Genomic DNA, 26,157 nt, shown 5'->3' with positions numbered 1-26,157 from the left:
GTTCAGATGCCGATGGCCTGGGTCAGGACGTCCTCGTGCGAGGCCGCCCGGTGGTCGTGGCTGGCGACCAGACGGCCGCCGCGGAAGACGTGCAGCCGGTCGGAAAGCTCGTAGACTTCCGGCAGGTAGGACGAGATGAGGATGATGCCGGCACCCTGTTTGAGAAGCTCGGCGAACAACCGGTAGATTTCTGCCTTGGTGCCGACGTCGACGCCGACGGTCGGCTCGTCGAAGATGAAAAGCCGCGCCCCATGGCTCAGCCACTTGCCGATGACGATCTTCTGCTGGTTGCCGCCGGACATGGCGGAGACGAGCACGCGGCGCGACGGCGTCTTGATGCGCAGGTCGCGGATCTGCCGGTCGGCATTGTCGGCCTCGTCGCGCTTGCGGATCACGAGGCCGGAGCTGAGGCGCCGGAAGACCGGCAGGTTGATGTTGAGCCCGATGGGCAGGTTGAGGCAGAGGCCCTGGTCGCGGCGGCTTTCCGGCGCAAGCGCGATGCCGAGGGCCATCGCCGCGCGCTCGTTGGGAATGGCGACCTTCTTGCCATCCCAGAGGATCTCGCCGGCGGAAACCGGCTGGCGGCCATAGAGGCCGAGCGCGAATTCGCTGCGGCCCGCGCCGATGAGGCCGTAGAGCCCGACGATCTGCCCGGACCGCACCGTGAGCGAGACATCCTCGAAGCCGGGGCCCGAGAGGCCGCGGGTCTCGACGATGACCTCGCCGGCCGGCATCGTCTCCTTGTGGTAGATCTGCTCGATCGAGCGGTTGATCATCAGCGCGATCAGCTCGTTCTCATTGGTCTCGCCGATCAGCCGCGTGCCGACATGGGCGCCGTCGCGCAGCACCGAGACCCGGTCGGCGAGTTCGAACACCTCTTCCATGCGGTGGCTGATATAGACGATGGTGACGCCCTGGTCTCGCAGCCGGCGGATGAGCCGGAAGAGCTGGGCGGATTCCTGGCGCGTGAGATAGGCGGTCGGCTCGTCGAAGATGAGGAAGCGGATGCCGCGCATGGCGGCTCTGGCCGTGGCGACGAGCTGCTGCTGGCCGATGGTGAGCGTGCCGAGAAGGGCGGCGGCGGGGAGCTGGAAGCCGAGATCGTCGAGCACCGCCTGGGCGGCGCGCTCCATGGCGCCCTTGCGCATCAGGCCGTAGCGGTTCATCTCGTCGCCGAGGAACATGTTGGCCGCCACGGACAGGTGCGGGCACAGCACGACCTCCTGGTGCACGGCGTTGATGCCCCGGGAGATCGCCTCGGTCGGCGTGGCGAGCTGCACGGGCCTGCCGCACCAGTAGACCTCGCCGGCCGTGCGGCGGATCACGCCGGTCAGGAGCTTGATGAGGGTGGATTTTCCCGCGCCGTTCTCGCCGACGATGGCGTGGATCTCCCCGGCGAGGAAGGTGATCGTCGCGGGCTTCAGGGCCTCGACGAGACCGTATTTCTTCTGCAAGCCGCGCAGTTCGAGAATGGGCGCGCCGCGCGGCACCGCGTCGGATTCGGCGAGTTTCGCCTCGTCTTCATGCCGATGGCTGAGCTCTTCGAGGCTGCTCATCGCTGCGTCCTCCCTCGTTCGCGGAAAGCGTCCCGCCCGGATGATGCCGTCCGGGCGGGAGGCGGTCAAACCGTCAGTTCACCTTCGGGTTCAGGAGGGCGTCGATCTTCGGATCGGCCATGTTGTCCTTGGTGACGAGGTTCGCGCCGGTATCGACGAAGGTCTCGACCTTCTCGCCCTTGGAGACCGCGAGCGCCGTCTTCACACCGTCGTAGCCCATGCGGTAGGGGTCCTGCACGACGAGGCCGGCGAGCACCCCTTCCTTGAGGAAGCCGACGGTCTTCTCGTCGCTGTCGAAGCCGATGACCTTGATCTTGTCGCCGAGCTTGTTCTCCGCGATCGCCTGGCCGACGCCCTGCGCCATGATGAGGTTGGAGGCGAAGACGCCGACGAGGTCGGGATTGGCGGTGATGAGGTCGGTCATCATGTTGAGGCCCGTCGTGGCCTGGCCGTCCGCATATTTGTCGGCGACGACCTTGAAGCCCGGATACTTCGTCTTGACCTGATCGAGGAAGCCCTCGCGGCGCTGGTCGAGCGAACCGACGCCGGGCAGGCTGGTGATGATGGCGATCGCGCCCTCCTCCTTGCCCATCGCGGCCTTGACGGCGGCGGCGAGGCCATCGGCGGCGATGCGGCCGCCCTGGACGTTGTCGGTCGTCAGGAACGAGGTGAAGGCCTTGGAATCGGCCGCCGAGTCGATGCCGATGATCGGCACGGACTTGGCCGCCTCGTCGACCGGCTTGCCGAGCGCCTTGAATTCCGTCGGCGAGATGACGACGGCAGCCGGGCTGCCGGCAACGGCGTTTTCAAGGATGCTGATCTGGCCGTTGATGTCGGATTCCGACTGGGCGCCGAGTTCGGGCACGTTGACGCCGAGGTCCTTGCCGGCCTGGCGGGCGCCGGCCAGCACGATCTGCCAGTAGAAGGACGTGGTGTCCTTGACGATGATCGGAATGGTGACGTCCTGCGCGAAGGCGGAGGCCGGGGCCATGGTGGCGAGGACGGCAGCACCCGCGAGCGCGCTGAAGGCGCGGCGGGTGAGAAGCGATCTTACAATGCTCATCGGTTTCTCCTCTCAGGTGCTTCCTGTCCTCCGTGCGGATCGCGTTGCAGGAAGCAAACAACTCGATCTTTTATCGATAAAAAACATTATCCGGGGCAAGCTACACCCGCTTTTCCTGCTTGGCAAGCGAGCGATTCCGTTCGCGACATCCGCATTTCCAGGCATTCCAGTCCATCGCCCCCGTCCTCCCAAACGGCGGCCGCCGGGCACCCTAGACCCGGTAGACCTCATGCGGGTGAACGACACCCTTCTTGAGAATGATATTGCCGTAGAGGCGGAACTCCGTGGTCGCGACGATGCAGGCCGCCTTCCTGGCCATCTCGTAAAAGGCAAAGCGCTCAACGGCGTGAACCGTGAAATCGCCGGCGAGGCGATGCACCACATCCTGGAACGTCGCGCAGATCTCCGGCACCGCGGCGGGATCGCCCACCACCTCCATGCGCCAGGCCGCTTGCGGAACGAAGGTATCGAGCGGCATGTGCGCCAGCACCGCCTCTGTCATCGCCACCGCATCGACGCCATCGGCTCTAATCACCTTTGGGCCGAGGAAGCCTGCCGGAAAGTTGGCATCCGCGATGACGATGTCGTCGCCATGGCCCATCGTCCTGATCGCGTGCAGGAGATCGGGACCGAGCAGCGGATGGATGCCTTTCAACATGGTCTTCGATCCTCCCCGACCGAAAGCTACTGGCGGACGGCGTCGCTCCCGAGCGCGGGCGCCACCAGCGTATAGGGCTCGAAAGCCGGGTAGATGTCCTCCGGCAGGGCCATGCGCGCCAAATCCATGTTGCGGCGCAGGCTTTCCGGCTTCGCCGTGCCGAGCAGGACGGAGGCGACGGACGGATGTCGCAGCGGGAACTGCAGGGCGGGCGCTGCGAGCGGCACGTCCTTTTCCTGCGCGATCTCCATCATTGCGCCGACCTTACCGGCGATCTCGGGCGTTGCCGGCATGTAGTCGAAATGCGCGCCCTCGACGGGACCGGTGGCGAGGATGCCGGAATTGAAGACACCGCCGACCACCAGCGACGTGCCCTTCCGCTCGCAGAGCGGCAGCAGCTCCGCCACGGCGGAGCGATCCAGCAGCGTGTAGCGGCCTGCCAGCAGGATGCAGTCGAGGTCCGCCGCGCGCATCACATCGAGGCAGACCGGCACCTCGTTGACGCCGAGCCCATAGGCCCTGATGGCGCCCGACGCCTTCAGCTCGGACAGCGCCTTCAGGCCGGAATCGAGAAGCTGGCGCAGGTAGACGGCGTTGCGCTCGGCGCCATGGGTATAGACGCCGATGTCGTGCACATAGAGGATGTCGATCCGGTTGAGACCCAGCCGGGCATGGCTCAGCTCGACGCAGCGCATGATGCCGTCATAGCTGTAGTCGTAGTGCACGTCGAAGGGCAGCGGGTCGACGAAGCCGTAGTCCGGCACCCTGTCGTCCGGCACCGGCCGCATGACGCGCCCGACCTTCGTCGACAGCACATAGCTCGCCTTCGGCTTGTCGCGGAGGAAATCGCCGACGGTGCGCTCGGCGCGGCCGAAGCCGTACCAGGGTGCGGTGTCGTAGTAGCGCAGGCCCTCCTGCCAGGCCGTGTCCAGCGTCGCCATCGCGACGTCGCGCGGGCAGGCCCGGTAGAGCCCGCCAAGCGGCGCGGTGCCGAAGCTGTATTCGGTCACGGCGAGGTCCGTCCTGCCGATGGTCCGCGTCTGCATCGATCCTCCCGGCCGGCGTCCTCCCGCCAGCGCTTTTGTCTTTTATCGACAATAGACAGATCGTCGTCAATAGGTAATATGAAGGCGGGCGGAAACGGCAGGATGACGGGGCGGCGCAAGGTGCGGCTCCGGCGAACCTTCCGGTTCCGCGAACTTCAACATCGGCGGCATCCATGGCCAAGCAGAACACCGTCTTCAAGGACGCCTTCAATCGCTGCGTGAAGCTCCTGGAGCAGACGGCGAGCCTTCCCTCCGAGCCGGAGCTCGGCACGGCGCTCGGCGTCAGCCGCACCACCGTGCGCGCCATCCTGACCCGGCTCGAGGAGGTCGGCCTGATCGCCTGGGAGAAGCGCCGCAAGATCGTGCTGCGCCAGCCGCTCGCCTCCGACTACTTTCCGACGGAGGAGACGGATTCGCTCTCGGAAATCATCGAGCGCAGCTTCATGCGCCGGATTCTCGACGGCGGGGCGCAGCCGGGCATGCAGATCAACGAGCTGGAGCTCGCCCGCGAGATCGGCATCGGCACGACGAGCGTGCGCGAATTCCTCATCCGCTTCAGCCGCTTCGGCCTGATCGAGAAGCGGCCGAACAGCCATTGGGTGCTGAAGGGCTTTACCCGCGACTTCGCACTGGAATTGACGGAAGTGCGCGAGATGTTCGAACTGCGCTCGGCGCTTGCCTTCGCGCACCTGCCGCAGGATCACCCCGCCTGGCCGGAGCTGGACGCGATCGAGGCCGTGCACCATGCGATCCTCGCCGACATCGAGAACCGCTACCTGGATTTCTCCGAGCTCGACGAACGCTTCCACCTTCTGGTGCACCGCGCCTCGAAGAACCGCTTCATCGTCGATTTCTACGACGTGATCGCCATCGTCTTCCACTATCACTACCAGTGGAACAAGACGAATGCCCGCCAGCGCAACGCCCGGGCGCTCCAGGAGCACCTCGCCTATATCGCGGCGCTGCGCTCGCGCGATCCGGCCGGGATCGAGCTAGCCTGCCGGCAGCACCTGAAATCGGCGCGCGAAACGCTGCTGCAATCCATCAACTGACCGGCCGGGGCCGCAGGCGTCAGTAGCCGCCGCCTGGCTTTACCGTCACCGCCTCGCCAAGGAAGCTGCGGCGCAGGTTCTCGACTGCCGAGACGAGGCAGTTGACGTCGGTGCCGATCGCCATGAAATCCGCGCCGAGGTCGCGGTAGATGTCGGCCTGCGGCAGCGAGACCGTCATGATACCCCGCGCCTTGCCGTGCGCCCCGGTGCGCTCGAAGACATGGGTGATGGCGGCCAGCACCTCCGGCGCGCCGGGATTGCCGAGAAGGCCCATGTCCGCGGCGAGATCCGACGGGCCGACGAAGACGCCGTCCACGCCCTCGACGGCGGCGATCTCGTCGATGGCCGCGACGCCCGCGCGGCTCTCGACCTGCACGATCAGGCAGATTTCGTCGTCGGCGGTCGCAAGGTAGTCGGGCGTGCGGTTGAAGTCGCTGGCCCGGCCGAGCCCCGCGCCGACGCCGCGGATGCCGTGCGGCGGATAGCGCAGCGCGCGCACGAGCGCCTTCGCCTGCGCCGCCGATTCGACCATAGGGATGAGGAAGCTCTGGGCGCCCTGGTCGAGCAGTTGCTTGAGCAGCCAGGCCTCGCCCATCGGCGGGCGCACCATGGCATGGGTCGGCGAATGACGGAGCGCGCCGATCTGCGCGCCGATCATCGGCACGTCGTTGGGCCCGTGCTCGCCGTCGATCAGCAGCCAGTCGTAGCCGCTGGTGGAGAGGACCTCCGCCGCATAGGCACTGCCGAGCGCCGCCCACAGGCCAAGCTGGAACCGGCCCTCGGCAAGCGCGGCCTTGAAGGCGTTCTTCGGTGCTGCCACGGTGTACTCCTCCTCAAAAAAACGGAACCGGCCGGACGATGCCCGGCCGGAAAGGGTCAAACCGCCGTATCAGCCGATGCCGCCGAGGCAGACATACTTGATCTCGGTGAATTCCTCGATGCCGTATCTGGAGCCCTCGCGGCCGAGGCCGGAGAGCTTCACGCCGCCGAAGGGGGCTTCGGCCGTCGAGATGAGGCCGGTATTGACGCCGACCATGCCGTATTCCAGCGCCTCGGCCACGCGGAAGACGCGCGACAGGTCCTTGGCGTAGAAATAGGAGGCAAGGCCGAATTCCGTGTCGTTCGCCTGGGCGATGACGTCGTCCTCGTCCTTGAAGCGGAAGAGCGGCGCGACGGGACCGAAGGTCTCTTCCCGCGCGACGGCCATGTCGCGCGTCACGTCGGCAAGGACGGTCGCCTCGTAGAAGGTGCCGCCGAGCGCATGGCGCTTGCCGCCCTGCACGACCCGGCCGCCCTTCCTCACCGCGTCGTTGACATGCTCCTCCACCTTTTCCAGCGCCGCCGTGTCGATCAGCGGGCCGAGCACAACGCCCTCGTCGAAGCCGTTGCCGGTCTTCAGCCTGCCGACGGCGGCGGCGAGCTTTTCGGAGAAGGCGTCATAGACGGCGTCCTGCACATAGAGCCGGTTGGCGCACACGCACGTCTGGCCGTTGTTGCGGAACTTGGCGATCAGCGCGCCCTCGACGGCCGCATCGAGATCGGCATCGTCGAAGACGATGAAGGGGGCATTGCCGCCGAGTTCCAGACCGAGCTTCTTGATGGTCGGTGCGCACTGCTTGTAGAGCTCGGCGCCGATTTCCGTCGAGCCGGTGAAGGTGAGCTTGCGCACGGTCGGGTTGGCGGTCATCTCCGCGCCGATCTCGCGGGCCGACCCGGTGATGACGCTGAACAGGCCGGCGGGCAGGCCGGCGCGCTCGGCGAGGATGGCGATGGCAATCGCCGAGAACGGCGTCTGCGAGGCCGGCTTGAGCACCATGGCGCAGCCGGCGGCGAAGGCGGGACCGGCCTTGCGGGTGATCATGGCGTTCGGGAAGTTCCAGGGCGTGATGGCCGCGACGACGCCGATCGGCTGCTTCATCACGAGGATGCGCTTGTCCTTCTGGTGGCCCGGGACGATGTCGCCATAGATGCGGCGGGCCTCCTCGGCGAACCATTCGACGAAGCTCGCGCCATAGACGATCTCGCCGGTGGCCTCCGCGATCGGCTTGCCCTGCTCCATGGTGAGGATGCGGCCGAGGTCTTCCTTGTTCTCGATCATCAGCTCGAACCACTTGCGCAGCACGGCCGAGCGTTCCTTGGCGGTGCGGGCGGCCCAGCCCTTCTGGGCCTCGGCGGCGGCGTCGATCGCCTCCTTGGTCTCCTTGGCGCCGAGCTTCGGCACATGGCCGACGAGCTCGCCCGTCGCGGGGTTCTTCACGGCGATGCCGCTGCCGTCCGCTTCGATCCAGCGGGTGCCAACAAGGGCTGCCTGGCGAAGCAGGCTCGGGTCTTTGAGGCTCATCGGATATCTCCCATTTTCGCGATGCCGTCTGACGTCGTGTCGCAAGCGTTATATTGCGTCCGCCACCCGTTCGACAATGCGACAGAGAGGCGATTTTACCGCTTCGCGGGCGAAGCCCCAGGGTCTAAGTTCGCGCCGTTGATTTTGACATTCGAGGCTTTGCAATGACCCATCCCACCGGCCGCATCGCGGACCATGCCATCGATCCCGTTTTCCTCGACCGCTGGTCGCCCCGCGCCTTCACCGGCGAGGCCATGCCGCACGAAACGCTGCTCTCGCTGTTCGAGGCGGCGCGCTGGGCGCCTTCGGCCGCCAACGGCCAGCCCTGGCGCTTCGTCTACGGCCATCGCGGCAGCGAAGCATTCGACACGATCTACAACACGCTGGACGAGGGCAACCGCCGCTGGGCGGACAAGGCCTCCGTGCTTGCCGTCATCGTTTCGCAGACCCACCGCAAGAGCGCGGACGGCGAGATGCGCCCGGCCTATACCCATGCCTTCGATACGGGCGCGGCCTGGGCCTGCCTCGCCCTGCAGGCAACCCGCGCGGGCTACCATGCGCATGGCATGGGCGGCATCGACCGCGCCAGGGCCATGGAGGTTCTCGGCATCCCGGACGGCTTCCGCGTGGAGGCGGCCGTCGCCATCGGCAAGATCGCGCCGAAGGAGACGCTGCCGGACGACCTGATGAAGCGCGAGGTGCCGAGCACGCGCAAGCCGGTATCGGAATTCGTTTCGGAAGGGCGGTTCAAGGCCTGAACGGGGCAGTCCCGATACAGGGACAAAGAAAGCCGCCTTTCGGCGGCTTTCCGGATCAGATGTCGAGGTTGGCGACGCTGAGGGCGTTTTCCTGGATGAAATCGCGCCTCGGCTCCACCTCGTCGCCCATCAGGCGGGCGAAGAGGCCGTCGGCATCGGTCGCATCGTTGATTTTGACCTGCAGCAGCGAGCGGACGTTCGGATCGAGCGTCGTTTCCCAGAGCTGCTCGGCGTTCATTTCGCCGAGGCCCTTGTAGCGCTGCATGGAAAGACCCTTGCGGCCGGCGGCGAAGATCGCGTCGAGCAGGGCGCGCGGGCCGGAAATCTCGGCCTGTCCGTCCTTGCGGCGCAGGATCGGCGGCACCGCGTAGGTTTCCTTGAGGCGGGCCGAGAGCTGGTCGATATGGCGGGCGTCGGACGAGCCGATCAGCGCCATGTCGATATGGGCGAATTCCTTGACGCCGCGCACCATGCGCTCGAAGCGCAGGCCCCCGTCGGCGGCGACGGAACCTTCCCAGCCGCGCTCCGTCTCCTCGGCGATGAGGTCGAGGCGGCGGGCGACTTCCTCCGCCTTGGCGGCATAGGCTTCCCGATCGTGGCTGAGTTCGAGATTCAGCGCGCCCGATATCGCCGCCTGTTCGACGATGGAGCGGCTGTAGCGCGAATGCAGGCCGTCGAGCAGCGTGCGCAGGCGTAGCGCATCCTGGATCAGTTCCAGGATATCCTGCCCGGCGCGCACCTCGCCGGAGGAGAGCTCCAGCGCCGCATCGTCGAGGCCAGAGCCGATCAGGTAGTCTTCCAGCGCCTTCTCGTTCTTCAGGTACTGGCCGGACTTGCCGCGCGCCACCTTATAGAGCGGCGGCTGGGCGATATAGAGATGGCCGCGCTCGATCAGCTCCGGCATCTGGCGGAAGAAGAAGGTGAGCAGCAGCGTGCGGATATGGGCGCCGTCGACGTCGGCGTCCGTCATGATGATGATCTTGTGGTAGCGCAGCTTGTCGGCGTTGAACTCGTCCTTGCCGATCGAGGTGCCGAGCGCGGTGATCAGCGTGCCGATTTCCTGGCTCGACAGCATCTTGTCGAAGCGCGCGCGCTCGACATTGAGGATCTTGCCGCGCAGCGGCAGGATCGCCTGGTTCTCGCGCGAACGGCCCTGCTTGGCCGAGCCGCCGGCCGAATCGCCCTCGACGAGGAAGAGTTCGGACTTGGCCGGATCGCGCTCGGAGCAGTCGGCCAGCTTGCCGGGGAGCGAGGAGATGTCGAGCGCGCCCTTGCGCCGCGTCAGCTCGCGCGCCTTGCGGGCGGCCTCGCGGGCGGCGGCGGCCTCGACCACCTTGCCGATCAGCGTCCTCGCATCGGTCGGATGCTCTTCCATCCAGGTGCTGAGCGCCTCGTTGACGAGGCTTTCGACGACCGGGCGGACTTCCGAGGAAACCAGCTTGTCCTTGGTCTGCGAGGAGAATTTCGGGTCCGGCACCTTCACGGAGAGGACGGCGGTAAGGCCCTCGCGGCAGTCGTCGCCCGTCAGCGTCACCTTCTCCTTCTTCATGATGCCGGAACCTTCGGCATAGGAGACGACCTGGCGGGTCAGTGCGCCGCGGAAGCCGGCCATGTGCGTGCCGCCGTCGCGCTGCGGGATGTTGTTGGTGAAGCAGAGCACGTTCTCGTGGTAGCTGTCGTTCCACCACATGGCGACCTCGACGGTGATGCCGTCCTTCTCGCCGCGAATGGAGATCGGCTTGTCGACCAGCGGCTTCTTGGCGCGGTCGAGATAGGTCACGAAGGCTTCGAGGCCCCCCTCGTACATCAGTTCGTCCTGCCTGACGTCCGAATGGCGGCGGTCGGTGAGCAGGATCCGCACGCCGGAATTGAGGAAGGCGAGCTCGCGCAGGCGGTGTTCCAGCGTCGAATAGACGAACTCGATGTTCGAGAAGGTCAGCGGCGAGGGCAGGAAGGTGACTTCCGTGCCGGTTTCGTCGCCGGCCTCGCCCGTCACGGCCAGCGGGCCGTCGGCAACGCCATGGGTGAAGCTCATCTCGTGGATCTTGCCGGCGCGGCGGATCTTCAGCTTCAGCGAGACCGAAAGCGCGTTCACCACGGAGACGCCCACGCCGTGCAGGCCGCCGGAGACCTTGTAGGAGTTCTGGTCGAATTTGCCGCCGGCATGGAGCTGGGTCATGATGACCTCGGCCGCCGAGACGCCCTCTTCCTTGTGGATGTCGGTCGGAATGCCGCGGCCGTTGTCCGTGACCGTCACCGAACCGTCCGCGTTGAGCGTGACCGTCACGATGTCGGCATGGCCGGCCAGCGCTTCGTCGATGGCGTTGTCCACCACCTCGTAGACCATGTGGTGCAGGCCCGAGCCGTCGTCGGTATCGCCGATATACATGCCGGGGCGCTTGCGCACGGCGTCGAGCCCCTTGAGGACCTTGATCGAATCTGCGCCATACTCGGCCGGGCCGTTTTCGGTCTCGGGTGTGTCAGTCATTCAAAAGTCTTTCCAGAGTTTTCGCGACAGGCGGGGAAAGCGGGGCGAATCACGGCTTTCCGGATTCCTGGAATATAGGGATTTTGGCCTGAAGTTCCAAACCAGAGAGGCCGCAAACACGGCAGAATTCAGGGGATCAGCCGGGTTTTACCCGGTTATTGCATGCTTTTTCGAGAATGCCGGCGAGGCGGCGCACCGTCTCGGGCGGAAGGCTCGCGATTTCGGCCGAAAGCCGGTTGGCAAAGGCGGTGTATTCGGGCGGAAGGCCGGCGGTATCGACCACGACGCGCGGGTCGGAAATCTCCGCGATGCGGAAGAGTTCCTCGGCCTCGTCCCAGATGACGTTGAAGTATCCCGCGACGCGCTGGAGGAAATCGAAGCTCGGCGTGCCGCGCTTGCCGTGCTCTAGGGCCGACAGATAGGCGGGGCTGACGCCGAGCGCCTTGGCCATGTCCTTCTGCGAGACGCCCTTGCGGTCGCGCAGGTGCCGCACGGCCTTGCCGAAGGGCGTCGTCATCGCCTGTCCCCCGGCTGGCGGGCGAGCCGGACATAAAGGGCGCCCTCCCCGCCATGGTTGCGGGCCGCCGGCTCGTAGGAGGAGATCAGCGACCGGAACTCCGGCAGCGAGAACCACAGCGGCACCGCCCGCTTCAGCGCGCCGTCGCTGCCGAGCGAGGTGCCCTTGCCGGTGATGACGAGCACATGGCGCATGCCCCGCTCGTGCGCCCTGATCAGGAAGCCGAGCAGGAAGCCGTGCGCCTCGCTCTGGACCATGCCGTGCAGGTCGATACGCGCCTCGAGCGCAAGGCGGCCCTTGGCGATCTTGCGCTTGACGGGGCGCTCCAGCGGGTGGTGGCGGGTCTTGTCGCCGCGGCCGATGGTGAGCGCGATGCCTTCCGCCTCCGTGCCGGCCTTCGCCTTCTTCGCTTCCGGCGCCTTCGGCTCCTCGACCGTCTCGGTAAAGGCCGCCTCGAACTCCGTCAGGGCATCGAGCCGGCCCGGCAGCGCCCGCGTGCTGCGCGCCACCTTGCCCCAGAGGATGCGGTCCTCGCCGGAGAGCGCCTTATCCTTCGGCATGGAGGTAGCGCTCCGCCGCCGCCCTTGGGATGAGGATGTGGAAGGTCGCGGCATTGCGCACGTGGCCCGCCAGCGCGCCGGCCGCATCGCCCGAGCCCGTGAAGATGTCGCCCCGCGCAGGGCCGACGATGGCCGTTCCCGTGTCGAGCGCCAGCATCAGGCGACGGAAGGGCTTTGCGCCATCCATGTGCGTGAGGCTGTCGCTCGAAATGAAGAAGGGCAGGCCGAACGTGTGGATCTGCCGGTCGACGGCCAGCGAACGGCCGGCGACCAGCGGCACCTTGGCGGCGGCGATCGGGCCGAGGGCGGCATCGTCCACCGGGGCTTCCTTGAAGAAGATGAAGGAGCGGTTGTGCCAGAGCACCGCGTCCACCTGATCCTCATGAGAGGCCAGCCAGTCGCGGATCGAGGCCATGGAGACGGTGGCGGCATCGATCTCGCCGCGATCGATCAGCAGCTTGCCGATGGGCGAGAAGGGATGGCCGGATTTCGCGGCATAGGTGATGCGCTTCGTCGCGCCGTCGGGATAGACGAGCCTTGCGGCGCCCTGGACATGGGCGAAGAACACGTCGACCTTCGAACGCGCATAGGCGATTTCCAGCCCGCGGCCCGCAAGAAAGCCGCTTTCGATCCCGCCGCGATCCGGATGCTCGACGACGACCCCGTCCTTCTGCAGCCCGAAGGCAAAGCCCTCGGGCAAACCGGTCTGGCGGTTGCCGTCGTCGACATCCACCAGGTCGTCCGGCCGGCGATAGAAGGGGTAGCGGTGGTTTTCGTCCGGCTCGGCCTTCACGGCGACATCAGGCTCATAGAAGGCGGTGACGAAACCGGCGGAACCGTCCGCCTTCTCGATGCGGAAGGGCACGCAATGGGTCTCGAAGAAGGCGCGCACCGCCGCGGCGCCGTCCGGCCTTTCCTCTTCGGCCGCCTCCAGAAGCGTCGAAAGCTCGCCGGCCGTGATGCCGAGCGAGCCTGTCTTGTAGGGCTTGACCTTGCGGATATGGTCAAGACAGCGGCCCATGGCCGCCATCAGGGGGGTGGGATCGTCCTCGTCCCAGCCGGGAAGCGCCGAAAACCGGGCCGGAACCAGACGATAGTCCATGGGGTGGCCTTTCTCAGCCTTCCGATTCGGTGGCGATCAGCTTCCAGTTCGGATCGCGCGAGCGGATGTCGCGGGAGAAGGTCCACAGATCGTTCACCTCGGCCACCGTGTCCGCGTCGCCCTCCACCAGCTCGCCAGCCTTGTCGTAGGTGGCGGAAATCAACTGGCTGACGATGCGCAGCGTGACATTGGCCTCGCTGTCCTTGGCCTCGGCCGAGACGATATCGGCCTTCTCGATGCCGACGAAGCTGGAACGAACGACCTCGCCCTTGCTCTCGCGCTCGGAGATGGCGGCGTCGAAGCCTTCGTAGACCTCGCGCGACAGGAGGTTCTTCAGCGTCTTGCGGTCGCCGTCGGCAAAGGCCACGACGATCATCTCGTAGGCCATGCGGGCGCCGGCGACGAATTCCTTCGGGTTGAAGGCGGGGTCCGTCCTAACGAGCGCGCGAAGCTGGTCGTTGAGCGGCGTGCCGGGCGGAGCGAAGCTGTCGACGGACGCGTAGGGGCTTTCCTCTTCCTCCGTGCCGTCGCGGCGCGGCAGCGTGACGACCTTGCCGCGATCGGCCGAATCAGTCTCGGCGGCGCTCTCGCGTTTGGAATAGGGATCGAAGGGCGGGCGCTCGCTCCCGGTGCGACGGCCGAGCACGCTGCGCAATTGCAGGAAGATCACCACCGCAGCCACAAGGAAGAAAATCGTTACAAAGTCGAATGAGCCCATTATCGATCCGCTGCGGTTTCTGATTTTTGTTCCTTTCCATATAGTCCGCAAAGACGGATCATTCAAATGGCGATGACGTGAATGCCGCGAAGACATGCGAAACGGCACGCCGCAGTATCGGCCGGCGAAAATCTGTGCGACACTGGAAACCATGCCGAGACTTCTCATTCCCCTCTTCTTTCTCCTGCTGCCGCTGGCGGAAATCGCCTGTTTCATCCTGGTCGGGCGGCGGATCGGCGTCTTTGCCACCCTGTCGCTGGTGGCGCTGTCGGCCGTCGCCGGCATCGTCCTGATGCGCATCCAGGGGTTCGGCGTGCTCGCGCGGTTGCGGCAGTCCGGACAGGAGGGCCGCGTGCCGGGCAAGGAGATGCTCGATGCCGCGACGATCATGATCGCCGGGATCCTGCTCCTCATCCCCGGCTTCCTGACCGACATCGTCGGCCTTGCCCTCTTTCTTCCACCGATGCGGCGCTTTCTCTGGAACCGGCTGATGCGCAATGTCGTTGTGGTCGATATCGGCGGTGCGGGCCCGCACCGGCGCCCGCAGACCGGGCCCGACCGCACGATCGACCTCGACGAAAGCGATTTCCATCGCGACGGGCCGCGCCGAGGCCCAGGGTTGTAAGCCTTTTGCCGAAATGCTAGATGGCCTGACTTTCCAGAGTCCCCGAGGATATTCTCCATGACCGACGCAGCCTCCCAGAACAACGCCGCGAGCCCCTCGCTCAATATCCTTGCGCAGTATGTGAAGGACTTCTCCTTCGAAAATCCGGGCGCGCCGCGGTCGCTGCAGGCTCGCGAAGGCGCGCCGGCAATCAATATCAGCGTCAACGTGAACGCCAACCCGCTCGCCGAAGCGGATTTCGACGTCATCCTTTCGCTGAATGCGGAAGCCCGCGACGGCGACAAGGTCCTCTTCAATGCCGAGCTCGCCTATGGCGGCGTCTTCCGCATCACGGGCTTCCCGCAGGAGCACATGCTGCCGGTCCTCTTCATCGAGTGCCCGCGCCTCCTGTTCCCCTTCGCCCGCCAGATCATCGCCGACGCCACCCGCAACGGCGGCTTCCCGCCGCTGATGATCGACCCGATCGATTTTGCCCAGATGTTCGCCCAGCGCATGGCCGAAGAGCAGGTCAAGGCCAAGGTCCAGGCCAACTGAGGCCACCATCCCGTTTCAAAAGAAAACGCCCGGCTAAGATATGGCCGGGCGTTTTCGTTTACAGGTTCGTAAGCCGGATTCAGGGGCCGTATTTCGCCCAGATCGCCTTAGCGCCCATCGTTTCCACCATGGCGGCATGGGCGGCGCGCTCTTCCTCCGACAGGCGCGGCGCAAGGGGGCGCGGGCGCAGGCCGAGCGGCTGGACGACCTCGTCCTCCGCATCGACCAGCGTCTGGCGGCCGGCTTCCGCCGTGCCGAGACCGAGGGCCGCCTGCCGGCCGCCGATCATCTCGATATAGACTTCGGCGAGCAGTTCGGAGTCGAGAAGGGCGCCGTGCTTCGTGCGGTGCGAGTTGTCGATGCCGTAGCGCCGGCAGAGCGCGTCGAGCGAATTCGGCCCCATCGGGTGCTTGCGGCGGGCGAGCGCCAGCGTGTCGGTCACCCGGTCGGACGCGACCGGCGGCAGGCCGAGCCGGTCGAACTCGGCATTGATGAAGCCCATGTCGAAGCTGGCGTTGTGCGCCACCCAGCGGGCCTCGCCGAAGAAGTCGATGATGTCCTGCGCGACGTCCGCAAAGGGGCGCTTGTCCTGCAGGAACTCGTCGGTGATGCCGTGGACGGCAAGTGCATCCGGATGGACCTTGCGGTCGCCGGGATTGATGAAGATGTGAAGCGTGCGGCCGGTCGGGAAATGGTTTTCCAGCTCGACGCCGCCGATTTCGATGACGCGGTCGAGCTTGTTGTCGAGGCCGGTCGTTTCCGTATCGAAGATGATCTCGCGCATCAGTTCCGCCGTTCCGTCAGTTTCGCAATTATCTCTTTCACCTGTTCGCGCGCCGCTTCAAGCCCCCTGCCCGTATCCACGACGAAATCGGCCCGCCGCCGCTTTTCCGCATCCGGCATCTGGCGCGACAGGATGAGCTGGAACTTTTCCTCCGTCATGCCCGGCCGGGCAAGCACCCGGTGCCTCTGCGTCTGCGGGTCGCAGGTGACGACCAAGACCTTGTCCACGCGCGTTTCTCCAGCCGTCTCGTAGAGCAGCGGAATATCGAGCACCACCAATGGCGATCCGTTCTGCCGCTCCGCATCGAGAAAGGCCGTTTCACGCGCCCGGACCAGCGGGTGGATGACCTCTTCCAGTTCGCGAAAGCGTTCCGGGGCGGCCGAAAGGGCGGCCGAAAGCGCCTTGCGGTCTATGACGCCATCCGCCAGCGCTTCCGGAAACAGCGCCGCCACCGGCGCCACCGCCTCGTTGCGGTAGAGATCGTGCACCGTCGCATCCGCATCGTGGACCGGCACGCCGAGATCGTGGAACATCGCAGCCGTCGTCGACTTGCCCGTTCCGATCGATCCGGTAAGGCCGAGCACGATCATCAATGCTTCTCCATGTCGGCAAGGATCAGGCGGCGCAGTTCGTCGTCGACCACCGGCCGAACGCCGAACCACTTTTCGAAGCCGGGCACCGCCTGGTGCAGGAGCATGCCGAGGCCGTCGACCGTGGCACGGCCTTGCGCCGCAGCCTGCCGCAGGATCGGCGTCATCAAGGGTACGTAGACGATATCCGTCACGATAGCGCCGTCCGCCAGCGGCGAGAAATCGAAATCGGGCGCCGGTTCGCCATCCATGCCGAGCGAGGTCGTGTTGACGAAGAGACCCGCGCCCTTGGCAACCTCGGCAAGCGCGCCCATGCCATGGGCATGCACCTTCGGCCCGAAGCGGTCCGCCAGTTCCCGGGCGCGCGCAACGGTGCGGTTCACGACATGAATCTCACGGACACCGCGGTCGCGCACCGCCTGGATGACGGCGCGGCTGGCGCCGCCCGCACCGAGGATGACCGCACGATCCGTCCTGTCCCAACCGGGCATGGCGGCGTCGAGATTGGCGAGAAAGCCATGGCCGTCGGTATTGGTGGCGCACAGCCGGCCATCTTCCAGCCAGAGCGTGTTCGACGCACCGAGTTCCTCGCTCAGCGCATCCGGCCTGTCGGCCAGCCTGAAGGCCGTCTCCTTATGGGGAATGGTGACATTGCCCCCCGTGAAGCCGGATTCCCCGCTCTTCAATCTCGAAACAAAGCCGGCGAAGTCTTCAGGCGAAATCTCCTGCCGCGTATAGGATCCCGCCAAACCGAGCTTCTCCAGCCAGTGGCCATGGATCAGCGGGGAGCGCGAATGCCTGACCGGATAGCCAGCGACGAAGGCATGGCGGGCAGATGTTTCACGTGAATCATGCATCGATGGCACCGAATTCGCGAAGTTTAGCCAGCATCGGAAGAAGCGGCAGGCCGAGAATGGTGAAGTAGTCGCCGTCGATCCGCTCGAAGAGCTGGACGCCCTCCCCTTCGAGCTGGTAGGCACCGACGCTTGCGAGAACCCGCGTTCCGACCCGGGCGAGATGACGGTCGATGAAGGCTTCCGACAGCGGCCGCATCGTCAGCCGCGCGATGGAGACGTCGGACCACAGGGTTTCGCCGTCGCGGACCAGCGCGATGCCGCAGTTCAGCGCGTGCGTGCGGCCGGACATAGCCGCAAGGTGCGACTTCGCCTCGGCCATGTCGGCGGGCTTGTGGAACACCCGGCCGTCGAGCGAGAGGGTCTGGTCTGAGCCGATGACGAGCGCGCCGGGATTGCGGCCGGCAACGTCCAGCGCCTTCTCGATCGCCAGCGCCGCGGCGACCTCCGTCGGCGTCGGATTGCGCGCGGCCAGCGCCGCCTCGGCGGCGCGCTCGTCGATCAGCGCAGCCTCTGCCGTGAAGGCGAGGCCCGCATTCTCCATCAGCATGCGGCGGAAGGGGCTTTGCGAGGCGAGGATCAGCGGCGGTGTCATTGAAATCTCCTGTCGCCTTCCGCGTTAACGGAGCTTGGGGCGAAGAGCAACGATGGCGGCGGCCGTTTCCTCGATGGACCGGCGCGTGACGTCGATGATCGGCCAGTTGTTGCGCGCGCAGATGGCGCGGGCATATTTCAACTCCTCGGAGATTTGCGCCCGGTCGATATAATCGTCGCCACGAAAATCCTGCGTCTGGCCGAGCACCCGGTTCTGCCGGACCTGGGCGATACGGTCGGTCGTCGCGATGAGTCCGACGATCAGCGGCTTCGTCGCCGTGGAGAGACGATCCGGCAGCGGCACGCCGAGCACGATGGGCACGTTGGCGGTCTTGATGCCGCGATTGGCGAGATAGATGCTGGTCGGCGTCTTCGAGGTGCGGCTGATGCCGATGAGAATGACATCGGCCTCGTCGAGATCGGCGGGCAGTTGCCCGTCGTCATGGTCCATCGTGAAGTTCAGCGCCTCGATGCGCGCGAAATATTCCGCGTTCATCACATGCTGCGCCCCCACCCGGCGGCGCGAGGGCGCGCCGAGATAGGACTGGAAAAGGTCGATCACCGGTTCGAGCACGGAGACGCAGGGCACGCCCATCTCCCGGCAGCGCTGGTCGATGATTTCGGAAAGCTCCCGGTCGACGACCGTATAGAGCACGATGCCCGGCGCACCGTCGATCGCATCGAGCACCGGCATGAGCTGCTTGCGGTTGCGAATCAGCGGATAGACGTGTTCCAGCGCCTGGGAGGACTGGAACTGCGCCGCCGCCGCACGCCCTGCCGCAATCAGGGTCTCGCCCGTCGAGTCCGAAATGAGGTGCAGATGGAAGTAGTTTCTGGTGCTTTCCACAATATCCTCCGCCCCCTGTTGATGACCCGGGACAAGCGTGAGGTAAGGACGGGCGGTGGCCGGAGGCAAGAGGACAACCGCCTGTTTATCCACAATCGGCAGATTCCGGGAAACGGTTTCCGCACCTTTGTGGAAAAGACTCATGGTCATGGCAAAGTGTCGCGCTTGTCCACAGCCGATCCACAGGAGGGCGTTATCTTGCGCCTTTCGATGACATTGATTTCATGGAGGGAATCCCGTTTTCCCGGTTTTTCCTGAAAAAGGCCTGCGTGTCGCGCGTCTTTTTCTTCGGACGGCCGGACCACCGGGGATTTTGTGGAGAGGATTTAATCCTTGATACTCACCGACTCTAAGAAATAGAAACCTTCTTAAAAGAGATTATTTCTTGATTGGGAGAACCCCGCATTGTCTGCGAAAAGCCGCAAGATCGTCGATGTCCTGAACGGGAACACGGTGTCTCCCCCTCCCCTCTGGCTGATGCGTCAGGCGGGGCGATACCTGCCGGAATACAGGGCAACGCGGGCGGAGGCCGGAAGTTTCCTTGATCTCTGTTACTCGCCGGAGCTGGCGACGGAAGTCACGCTCCAACCCATCCGCCGTTATGCGTTCGACGCGGCGATCCTCTTTTCTGACATCCTCGTCATCCCCGATGCGCTGAAGCGGAACGTGCGCTTCGAGGAAGGCCACGGGCCGCGCCTCGAGCCGATCGACGTCGATGGCATCCTCGCCCTGAAGCCGGACGGCGTCCAGGATCACCTTCGGCCGGTCATCGAGGCGGTCGGACGCATCCGCAAGGCCCTGCCGGAAGAAACGGCCCTGCTCGGCTTCTGCGGCGCGCCCTGGACGGTTGCGACCTACATGATCGCCGGCCACGGCACCCCGGACCAGGCGCCGGCCCGCCTCTTCGCCTACAAGGAGCCGAAGGCCTTCGCGCATATGCTCGACGTGCTTGCCGATCTTTCGGCCGACTACCTCGTCTCGCAGATCGATGCCGGTGCGGATGCGGTGCAGATCTTCGATTCCTGGGCCGGCGTGCTCGGCGAGAAGGAATTTGCGGAATATGCCGTGCGACCGGTGCGGCGCATCGTCGATTCGGTTAAGGCCCGCAGGCCGCAGGCAAAGGTCATCGCCTTTGCGAAGGGTGCTGGCCTGCTCCTCAGATCCTACCGGCAGGAAACGCGCGCGGACGCCATCGGCCTCGACTGGTCGGTGCCGCTCTCCTTCGCGGCCGAGCTGCAGAAGGATGGTCCCGTGCAGGGCAATCTCGATCCGATGCGCGTGGTCGCGGGCGGTGCTGCGCTCGACGAGGGTATCGACGCCATCCTGCAGGCGCTCGGCAACGGACCGCTGATCTTCAACCTCGGCCACGGCATCACGCCGCAGGCGGACCCCGAAAACGTGACGCGGCTGGTGGCGCGGGTGCGCGGAGAAAAGCGGTGAGCGAGAAGCAGACGGGGGAAAGCGCCGGACGCCGCGCGCGCCTGCGGGCCGGGGTCGCCCTTGCCGCCTTCGCCCTGCTCGCGCTTGTCCTCGTCCTCTATCCGCCCGGTGATCTCTACCTCTGGATCAAGGCGCTGCACATCATCGCCGTGATGTCCTGGATGGCAGGCCTGCTCTACCTGCCGCGGCTCTTCGTCTACCACACGGATGCGCCCGTCGGGTCCGCCCAGTCCGAGACCTTCAAGGTGATGGAGCAGCGGCTCTACGGCACCATCATGCAGCCGGCCATGGGCCTTTCCTGGCTGCTCGGTCTCTACCTCGCCTGGTCGGTCTACGGTTTCCAGGGCGGCTGGCTGCATGCCAAGCTCGCCTTCGTCGTTCTTTTGTCCGGCGTGCACCAGTATTACGGCCGCGCCGTGAAGGCCTTTGCCGAGGATCGCAACGCGAAAACCGGGCGGCAATGGCGCATCTGGAACGAGGCGCCGGCGCTGCTGCTGGTCCTCATCGTCGTCATGGTCGTGGTCAAGCCGTTCTGAGTGGCCGCGACAAATCGGACGAAATTCAAAGGCCCCCTTGCGGGGCGGCACCGGAACCGCTATTTTCCGCGCATCTCATCTATCGTGGCATGTGTATTCGTTCAGTGAGCTGCACCAGAACCCGCGCAGTTCGTCCCTGACCCGCACGCCTTTTCCCATCCCGATGACCCGCAGCATGGACCATTCATGGCCGAAATGAAGCTACAAGACCTCAAGAACAAGACTCCGACCGACCTCCTCGCCTTTGCCGAATCGCTCGAGGTCGAGAACGCGAGCACGATGCGCAAGCAGGAGCTCATGTTTGCCATCCTCAAGATGCTGGCCGAGCAGGATGTGGAAATCATCGGCGAAGGCGTCGTGGAAGTCCTGCAGGACGGCTTCGGCTTCCTGCGTTCGGCCAATGCCAACTACCTGCCGGGTCCCGATGACATCTACATCTCACCCTCGCAGATCCGCCGCTTCTCGCTGAAGACCGGCGACACCGTCGAAGGCCCGATCCGCGGCCCCAAGGAAGGCGAACGCTATTTCGCCCTCCTCAAGGTCAACACGATCAATTTCGACGATCCGGAAAAGATCCGCCACAAGGTCCACTTCGACAACCTGACGCCGCTCTATCCCAACGAGCGCTTCAAGATGGAGCTGGAGATCCCGACCTCGAAGGATCTTTCCCCGCGCGTCATCGATCTGGTGGCGCCGCTCGGCAAGGGCCAGCGCGGCCTGATCGTCGCGCCGCCGCGCACGGGTAAGACGGTTCTGCTCCAGAACATCGCCCATTCGATCACCGCCAACCATCCGGAATGTTACCTCATCGTCCTGCTGATCGACGAGCGTCCGGAGGAAGTGACGGACATGCAGCGGTCGGTGAAGGGCGAGGTCGTCTCCTCCACCTTCGACGAACCGGCGACGCGCCACGTCCAGGTTGCCGAAATGGTCATCGAGAAGGCCAAGCGCCTCGTCGAGCACGGCCGCGACGTCGTCATCCTGCTCGATTCGATCACGCGTCTCGGCCGCGCCTACAACACCGTCGTCCCCTCCTCCGGCAAGGTCCTGACGGGCGGCGTCGATGCCAACGCCCTGCAGCGCCCGAAGCGCTTCTTCGGCGCGGCGCGCAACATCGAGGAAGGCGGCTCGCTGACGATCATCGCGACGGCCCTCATCGACACCGGCAGCCGCATGGACGAAGTGATCTTCGAAGAGTTCAAGGGCACCGGCAACTCGGAAATCGTGCTTGACCGCAAGGTTGCCGACAAGCGCATCTTCCCGGCCATGGACATCCTCAAGTCCGGCACGCGCAAGGAGGACCTCCTCGTGCCGCGCCAGGACCTCCAGAAGATCTTCGTCCTGCGTCGTATCCTCGCCCCGATGGGCACGACCGATGCGATCGAGTTCCTCATCGACAAGTTGAAGCAAACCAAGACCAACGGCGACTTCTTCGATTCGATGAACACCTGACCTCAGAGGGCAGGCTTGAAAACAGATGTGGTCCCGCTGCGAGGCGGGACCTTTTTCGTTTCATGGCGAAGATTCGATTCTTTTCCGAAACGAGTCGGATCGATTCGACACCGGAATATTTGCGATGAGCAGTGCTGCCGATACCATCTTTGCACTTTCCAGCGGCGGACTTCCGTCCGGCGTGGCGGTCATTCGCCTCAGCGGTGTGCAAAGCCGCGAGGTGATCGCTCGAATGTGCGGAACGGTGCCTGCTCCACGACACGCGGCTCTAAGATCGATTCGAGGCCGTAACGGCGATGTTCTGGATGAGGGCATCGTTCTGTTCTTCCCTGGGCCGCATTCCTTCACCGGTGAAGACAGCGCCGAGTTGCAGATTCATGGTGGCCGGGCGACGGTGAAGGCGGTGCTGGCTGCGCTGGCTGAGTTCGAGGGCATGCGTGCCGCCGAGGCGGGTGAATTCTCCCGTCGCGCCTTTCTGAACGGCCGAATGGACCTGGTGGAAGTCGAAGGTCTGGCCGATATCATAGCTGCCGAGACGGAGATCCAGCGCCGGCTCGCTGCGGAGCAGGCGTCGGGCGGGTTGTCACGGCTTTACGATTCGTGGGCGAAACGGTTGACCCATGCGCGGGCGATGATCGAGGCTGAACTGGATTTTGCCGACGAAGACGACGTTCCCGGTTCCGTAGCATCGCAGATCTGGGATGACATGCACGCCTTGCAGCAGGACATTCTTAACCATCTTGCCGATGCGCGCGTCGGCGAGATTGCGCGTGACGGCCTGAAGGTCGTCATCGCGGGGCCGGCCAATGCCGGGAAATCAAGCCTTTTGAACTACCTGGCGAAGCGGGATATCGCCATAGTCACCGACATTCCCGGCACGACCCGCGACGTTTTGCACGTCGATCTCGATATTTCCGGCTTTGCGGTTCGCCTTTACGACACGGCGGGCCTTCGCGAAACGGAGGATATCGTCGAGCAGGAGGGTATTCGCCGGACTTGGCTTTCCATGGCCGAGGCGCATCTCGTCTTGCTGCTGTCCGATGACCCTGACACAGACTGGAACGCTTTGGCGGGCTCTTATAGCGGCCCACTCCTCCGAGTTGGCACGAAGGCCGACAAGCCGAATCGCTTCTGGCCTGCTGGAAGTGCCGATGCTATAGTTTCCGTAAAGTCGGGCGTCGGTATAGCGAACCTTCTGGCGGCTGTTGGCGGCCATCTCCCGGATCTTGCGCCAGGAAACGCATTGGCTCTACCCACACGCCGGCGCCATGTCGCCAATCTTGTGGAAGCAAAAGAGCATATTGCCAGGGCAATCGCGTCCGGGGCCGCGGGCCTGGATATCCAGGCGGAGAATTTGCGCCTGGCGGGCGTTGCGCTCGGTCGGGTGACCGGACGCGTCGATGTCGAGAATCTTCTCGACGTCATCTTTTCCGAATTCTGTATAGGCAAATGATTCACGTGAAACAACACAACGCCTGCGAGTCGTTTGATGCGTTTCACGTGAAACAGGTAGGTACGTATGACAGGTATGAACAGCTATGATGTCGTAATCGTTGGCGGCGGCCACGCAGGCGTCGAGGCCGCCGCCGCCGCCGCGCGGTCCGGCGCCAGGACGGCGTTGTTGACTCACAAGGCGGCAACGATCGGCGTGATGTCATGCAATCCCGCCATCGGCGGCCTCGGCAAGGGGCACCTCGTGCGGGAAGTCGACGCCCTTGACGGCCTTATGGGTCGTGTCGCCGACCGTGCCGGCATCCAGTTTCGCCTGCTTAACCGTCGAAAGGGCCCAGCTGTACGCGGACCCCGCACGCAGGCGGATCGCAGGCTCTACCGCGAGGCGATGCAGGCGGAGATTGCCGCCATCGGCAATCTGGATGTAATCGAGGGGGATGCATCCGATCTGGAGCGGCAGGGCGGTGAGATTTCCGCTATTGTTACGAAGGATGGGCGCCGGCTCTCCTGTCGTTCGATCGTCATCACGACCGGGACATTTTTGCGCGGCCTTATTCATATCGGCAACGAAAAGATTCCCGCGGGCCGGGTGGGCGAGCAGCCTTCCCTTGGTCTTTCGGCGACGTTCGAGCGGCTGGGACTGGCGCTCGGGCGCCTGAAGACCGGAACGCCCGCCAGGCTCGACGGTCGAACAATCGACTGGAGCGCCGTTGGCCGCCAGGCGGCGGATGAGGACCCCGTCCCGTTTTCCTTCATGACGGATCGGATTACCGTGCCGCAGATCGAGTGCGGCGTGACACGGACGACCCCGGCCACGCATCGAATCATTGAGGAGAATATCGGCAAGTCGGCGATGTATTCCGGCCAGATCGGCGGCGTTGGCCCACGCTACTGCCCATCGATCGAGGACAAGATCGTCAAGTTCGGTGAGCGGGATGGGCACCAGATCTTTCTTGAACCGGAAGGGCTGGACGATCCCACCGTCTATCCGAACGGAATATCGACGTCGCTTCCGGCGGATGTGCAGAAGGCTTTCATCCGGACCATCCCGGGGCTTGAGCGTGTCTCGATCCTTCAGCCGGGCTATGCGATCGAATACGATCATGTCGATCCGCGCGAGCTGACGGCGACGCTGGAAGTCCGGCGCCAGCCCGGGCTTTTCCTTGCCGGGCAGATCAATGGCACGACGGGCTACGAGGAGGCTGCAGCGCAGGGCCTCGTTGCCGGCTTGAATGCCGCCCGCTTTGCGGCGGGGGTGCAAGGGCATGTCTTCAGCCGGACCGACAGCTATATCGGCGTGATGATCGACGACTTGACGTCGCGCGGGGTGACGGAGCCCTATCGCATGTTCACCTCCCGTGCCGAGTACCGGCTTTCCCTGCGCGCCGACAATGCCGATGTCCGGTTGACGCCCCTCGGCATCGAGCTGGGAATTGTAGGCGTAGACCGCCGGAAGCGTTTCGGACAATGGTCCGAGGAGATGGCGGTCGCCCGTGAGCGCTTGCGGCACTTGAAGCTTTCGCCCAACGAGGCCGCCGTGCACGGTCTGCGCCTCAACCAGGACGGCGTGCGACGAAGCGCCTACGATCTTCTCGCACATCCCGATATCGACTATGACAGGCTCGCGGCAGTGTGGCCCGACGAACTCGGCGCATTTTCGTCGCGTGTACGGGCGGCTTTGGAGATCGAAGCCGGTTATGCGGTCTATCTCGATCGGCAGGAGGCGGATATTGCCGAGGTGCGGCGGGAAGAGGCGCGGCGAATCCCGCCGGATTTCGACTTCACCATGCTTCCCGGCCTGTCGATCGAGCTCCGCCAGAAACTGACGGCCGCGCGGCCAGCCAATCTCGCACAAGCCGCCCGTGTCGATGGTATAACACCGGCGGCCCTGACGTTGCTGCTTGCCTACCTCAAGCGCCTTTCGATAGAAGAAAACCAACGGACTGCCATAGCATGAATGAATTGCCCAGCGCGTTAGGCCTGAATGTTTCACGTGAAACCGTGGACCGGCTGAATACCTTTGTTGCGCTTTTCCGGAAGTGGGCGAAAGCGATCAATCTCGTTGCGCCTTCCACGCTTCCCGAAGTGTGGCGCCGGCATGTCGTGGACAGTGCACAGGTTCATGCACTTCATCCCGGCCCGCGCATCTGGGTCGATCTCGGCAGCGGCGGCGGGTTTCCGGGGATCGTGACGGGGATTCTCCTTGCGGGCCTGGGCGATGGCTGGGTTCATCTGGTCGAAAGCAACAACAAGAAGGCCGCGTTCCTGCGTACTGCCATCCTCGAAACCGGCGCGCGCGCCTCCGTTCACGCGATCCGAATCGAAGACGCGCCCGAGGAGATCGAGCGATGCGACGCCATTTCCGCCCGTGCGCTGGCGGATATCGATCTGCTGATGGAATTCGGCCTGCCATGGGCCAAGCGTAACCCGGATCTCCGATTCTTTTTGCACAAAGGCCGGGATTACCAGCGCGAGCTCGATAAAGCGCTTGGTCGATGGAGATTCGATCTGGTAAAACATGCCAGCATCGTCGAGCCGGACTCCGTCGTGCTCGAAATTGCGAATCTTTCGCGAAAACCTCATTGATTGG

General features: G+C 64.8%; 27 protein-coding genes. 11 read left to right on the top strand and 16 right to left on the bottom strand.

Annotated elements, in window-relative coordinates:
- Nucleotides 1–2 precede the first annotated feature (2 nt).
- The 4 genes from L0976_RS12815 to L0976_RS12800 form a co-directional block, all read right to left on the bottom strand.
- Nucleotides 3–1,556, bottom strand: a complete 1,554-nt coding sequence (locus L0976_RS12815) for a sugar ABC transporter ATP-binding protein (RefSeq protein ID WP_234187676.1) — start codon at nt 1,554–1,556, stop codon at nt 3–5.
- 73 nt (nt 1,557–1,629) lie between these two features.
- Nucleotides 1,630–2,619, bottom strand: coding sequence for an ABC transporter substrate-binding protein (locus L0976_RS12810; RefSeq protein ID WP_234187675.1), 990 nt, complete (start codon nt 2,617–2,619; stop codon nt 1,630–1,632).
- Between the two features lie 211 nt (nt 2,620–2,830).
- Complete coding sequence (locus L0976_RS12805; protein ID WP_234187673.1) at nt 2,831–3,277, bottom strand: RbsD/FucU family protein; 447 nt, start codon at nt 3,275–3,277, stop codon at nt 2,831–2,833.
- 26 nt (nt 3,278–3,303) lie between these two features.
- Nucleotides 3,304–4,323, bottom strand: a complete 1,020-nt coding sequence (locus tag L0976_RS12800) for an aldo/keto reductase (protein ID WP_234187672.1) — start codon at nt 4,321–4,323, stop codon at nt 3,304–3,306.
- 173 nt (nt 4,324–4,496) lie between these two features.
- On the opposite strand from L0976_RS12800, the gene L0976_RS12795 reads away from it, so the two are divergent.
- Nucleotides 4,497–5,375 (top strand): GntR family transcriptional regulator, encoded by an 879-nt coding sequence (locus tag L0976_RS12795; RefSeq protein WP_203316955.1) that lies wholly within the window; start codon nt 4,497–4,499, stop codon nt 5,373–5,375.
- 19 nt (nt 5,376–5,394) lie between these two features.
- On the opposite strand, the gene L0976_RS12790 is transcribed toward L0976_RS12795, so the two are convergent.
- Together L0976_RS12790 and gabD are read right to left on the bottom strand one after the other, a co-directional pair.
- Nucleotides 5,395–6,195 carry an HpcH/HpaI aldolase/citrate lyase family protein gene (locus L0976_RS12790; protein ID WP_234187670.1) on the bottom strand — a complete coding sequence of 267 codons (801 nt, stop codon included), beginning with the start codon at nt 6,193–6,195 and terminating at the stop codon, nt 5,395–5,397.
- Between the two features lie 69 nt (nt 6,196–6,264).
- On the bottom strand, nt 6,265–7,716 hold the full coding sequence (gene gabD, locus L0976_RS12785; RefSeq protein WP_234187668.1) for an NADP-dependent succinate-semialdehyde dehydrogenase: 1,452 nt from the start codon (nt 7,714–7,716) through the stop codon (nt 6,265–6,267).
- A gap of 164 nt (nt 7,717–7,880) precedes the next feature.
- On the opposite strand from gabD, the gene L0976_RS12780 reads away from it, so the two are divergent.
- A complete protein-coding gene (locus L0976_RS12780; protein ID WP_203316952.1) occupies nt 7,881–8,474 on the top strand; it encodes a nitroreductase family protein in 594 nt (197 codons plus the stop codon).
- A gap of 55 nt (nt 8,475–8,529) precedes the next feature.
- On the opposite strand, the gene gyrB is transcribed toward L0976_RS12780, so the two are convergent.
- From gyrB to L0976_RS12755, 5 genes are all read right to left on the bottom strand, one after another.
- Nucleotides 8,530–10,962 (bottom strand): DNA topoisomerase (ATP-hydrolyzing) subunit B, encoded by a 2,433-nt coding sequence (gene gyrB, locus L0976_RS12775; RefSeq protein ID WP_234187666.1) that lies wholly within the window; start codon nt 10,960–10,962, stop codon nt 8,530–8,532.
- 136 nt (nt 10,963–11,098) lie between these two features.
- Complete coding sequence (locus L0976_RS12770) at nt 11,099–11,479, bottom strand: helix-turn-helix domain-containing protein (RefSeq protein WP_234187664.1); 381 nt, start codon at nt 11,477–11,479, stop codon at nt 11,099–11,101.
- Nucleotides 11,476–12,039 carry a Smr/MutS family protein gene (locus L0976_RS12765; RefSeq protein ID WP_234187663.1) on the bottom strand — a complete coding sequence of 188 codons (564 nt, stop codon included), beginning with the start codon at nt 12,037–12,039 and terminating at the stop codon, nt 11,476–11,478. The genes L0976_RS12770 and L0976_RS12765 overlap by 4 nt, the downstream gene beginning before the upstream one ends.
- Nucleotides 12,026–13,141 carry a murein transglycosylase A gene (locus L0976_RS12760; RefSeq protein ID WP_234187661.1) on the bottom strand — a complete coding sequence of 372 codons (1,116 nt, stop codon included), beginning with the start codon at nt 13,139–13,141 and terminating at the stop codon, nt 12,026–12,028. The genes L0976_RS12765 and L0976_RS12760 overlap by 14 nt, the downstream gene beginning before the upstream one ends.
- Nucleotides 13,142–13,154: 13 nt before the next feature.
- Complete coding sequence (locus L0976_RS12755; RefSeq protein WP_203316947.1) at nt 13,155–13,859, bottom strand: Tim44/TimA family putative adaptor protein; 705 nt, start codon at nt 13,857–13,859, stop codon at nt 13,155–13,157.
- 151 nt (nt 13,860–14,010) lie between these two features.
- On the opposite strand from L0976_RS12755, the gene L0976_RS12750 reads away from it, so the two are divergent.
- Both L0976_RS12750 and secB read left to right on the top strand, forming a co-directional pair.
- Nucleotides 14,011–14,484 (top strand): FxsA family protein, encoded by a 474-nt coding sequence (locus L0976_RS12750; RefSeq protein WP_234187660.1) that lies wholly within the window; start codon nt 14,011–14,013, stop codon nt 14,482–14,484.
- A gap of 57 nt (nt 14,485–14,541) precedes the next feature.
- The gene (gene secB, locus L0976_RS12745) at nt 14,542–15,018 is read left to right on the top strand and encodes a protein-export chaperone SecB (RefSeq protein ID WP_203316945.1); all 477 of its coding nucleotides are present in this window, start codon (nt 14,542–14,544) and stop codon (nt 15,016–15,018) included.
- Between the two features lie 79 nt (nt 15,019–15,097).
- On the opposite strand, the gene dnaQ is transcribed toward secB, so the two are convergent.
- From dnaQ to L0976_RS12720, 5 genes are read right to left on the bottom strand one after another with little or no spacing between them, the layout of a single operon-like run.
- Entirely contained in the window at nt 15,098–15,802 is a 705-nt protein-coding gene (gene dnaQ, locus L0976_RS12740) for a DNA polymerase III subunit epsilon (RefSeq protein ID WP_234187658.1), read from the bottom strand.
- A complete protein-coding gene (gene coaE / locus L0976_RS12735; protein WP_234187656.1) occupies nt 15,802–16,392 on the bottom strand; it encodes a dephospho-CoA kinase in 591 nt (196 codons plus the stop codon). Before coaE ends, dnaQ begins: the two co-directional genes overlap by 1 nt.
- Nucleotides 16,392–17,249, bottom strand: coding sequence for a shikimate dehydrogenase (locus L0976_RS12730; RefSeq protein WP_234187655.1), 858 nt, complete (start codon nt 17,247–17,249; stop codon nt 16,392–16,394). The genes coaE and L0976_RS12730 overlap by 1 nt, the downstream gene beginning before the upstream one ends.
- Complete coding sequence (locus L0976_RS12725; RefSeq protein ID WP_234187653.1) at nt 17,242–17,841, bottom strand: Maf-like protein; 600 nt, start codon at nt 17,839–17,841, stop codon at nt 17,242–17,244. Before L0976_RS12725 ends, L0976_RS12730 begins: the two co-directional genes overlap by 8 nt.
- Before the next feature lie 24 nt (nt 17,842–17,865).
- Nucleotides 17,866–18,687, bottom strand: coding sequence for a pyruvate, water dikinase regulatory protein (locus L0976_RS12720; protein ID WP_203316940.1), 822 nt, complete (start codon nt 18,685–18,687; stop codon nt 17,866–17,868).
- On the opposite strand from L0976_RS12720, the gene L0976_RS12715 reads away from it, so the two are divergent.
- The 7 genes from L0976_RS12715 to rsmG all read left to right on the top strand — a co-directional run bounded on the left by L0976_RS12715 (nt 18,661) and on the right by rsmG (nt 26,153).
- Nucleotides 18,661–18,945 carry a hypothetical protein gene (locus L0976_RS12715; RefSeq protein ID WP_203316939.1) on the top strand — a complete coding sequence of 95 codons (285 nt, stop codon included), beginning with the start codon at nt 18,661–18,663 and terminating at the stop codon, nt 18,943–18,945. The two genes, L0976_RS12720 and L0976_RS12715, sit on opposite strands and share 27 nt — an antisense overlap.
- Before the next feature lie 147 nt (nt 18,946–19,092).
- Nucleotides 19,093–20,127, top strand: a complete 1,035-nt coding sequence (gene hemE, locus L0976_RS12710; RefSeq protein WP_234187652.1) for a uroporphyrinogen decarboxylase — start codon at nt 19,093–19,095, stop codon at nt 20,125–20,127.
- Nucleotides 20,124–20,663 (top strand): protoporphyrinogen oxidase HemJ, encoded by a 540-nt coding sequence (hemJ, locus tag L0976_RS12705; RefSeq protein ID WP_234187650.1) that lies wholly within the window; start codon nt 20,124–20,126, stop codon nt 20,661–20,663. Before hemE ends, hemJ begins: the two co-directional genes overlap by 4 nt.
- A 186-nt stretch (nt 20,664–20,849) precedes the next feature.
- Nucleotides 20,850–22,115, top strand: coding sequence for a transcription termination factor Rho (gene rho / locus L0976_RS12700; protein WP_203316936.1), 1,266 nt, complete (start codon nt 20,850–20,852; stop codon nt 22,113–22,115).
- A gap of 124 nt (nt 22,116–22,239) precedes the next feature.
- Complete coding sequence (gene mnmE / locus L0976_RS12695; RefSeq protein WP_234187649.1) at nt 22,240–23,568, top strand: tRNA uridine-5-carboxymethylaminomethyl(34) synthesis GTPase MnmE; 1,329 nt, start codon at nt 22,240–22,242, stop codon at nt 23,566–23,568.
- A 75-nt stretch (nt 23,569–23,643) separates the two neighbouring features.
- Nucleotides 23,644–25,524, top strand: coding sequence for a tRNA uridine-5-carboxymethylaminomethyl(34) synthesis enzyme MnmG (gene mnmG, locus L0976_RS12690; RefSeq protein WP_234187647.1), 1,881 nt, complete (start codon nt 23,644–23,646; stop codon nt 25,522–25,524).
- Nucleotides 25,521–26,153: a 16S rRNA (guanine(527)-N(7))-methyltransferase RsmG gene (rsmG, locus tag L0976_RS12685; protein ID WP_234187645.1), complete on the top strand. Its 633-nt coding sequence runs from the start codon at nt 25,521–25,523 to the stop codon at nt 26,151–26,153. The genes mnmG and rsmG overlap by 4 nt, the downstream gene beginning before the upstream one ends.
- The last annotated feature ends 4 nt before the right edge of the window (nt 26,154–26,157 follow it).

This window comes from Shinella sp. NM-101, assembly GCF_021401195.1.
Classification (GTDB): Bacteria; Pseudomonadota; Alphaproteobacteria; order Rhizobiales; family Rhizobiaceae; genus Shinella.
This window is presented reverse-complemented; position numbering and strand designations above follow the sequence as displayed.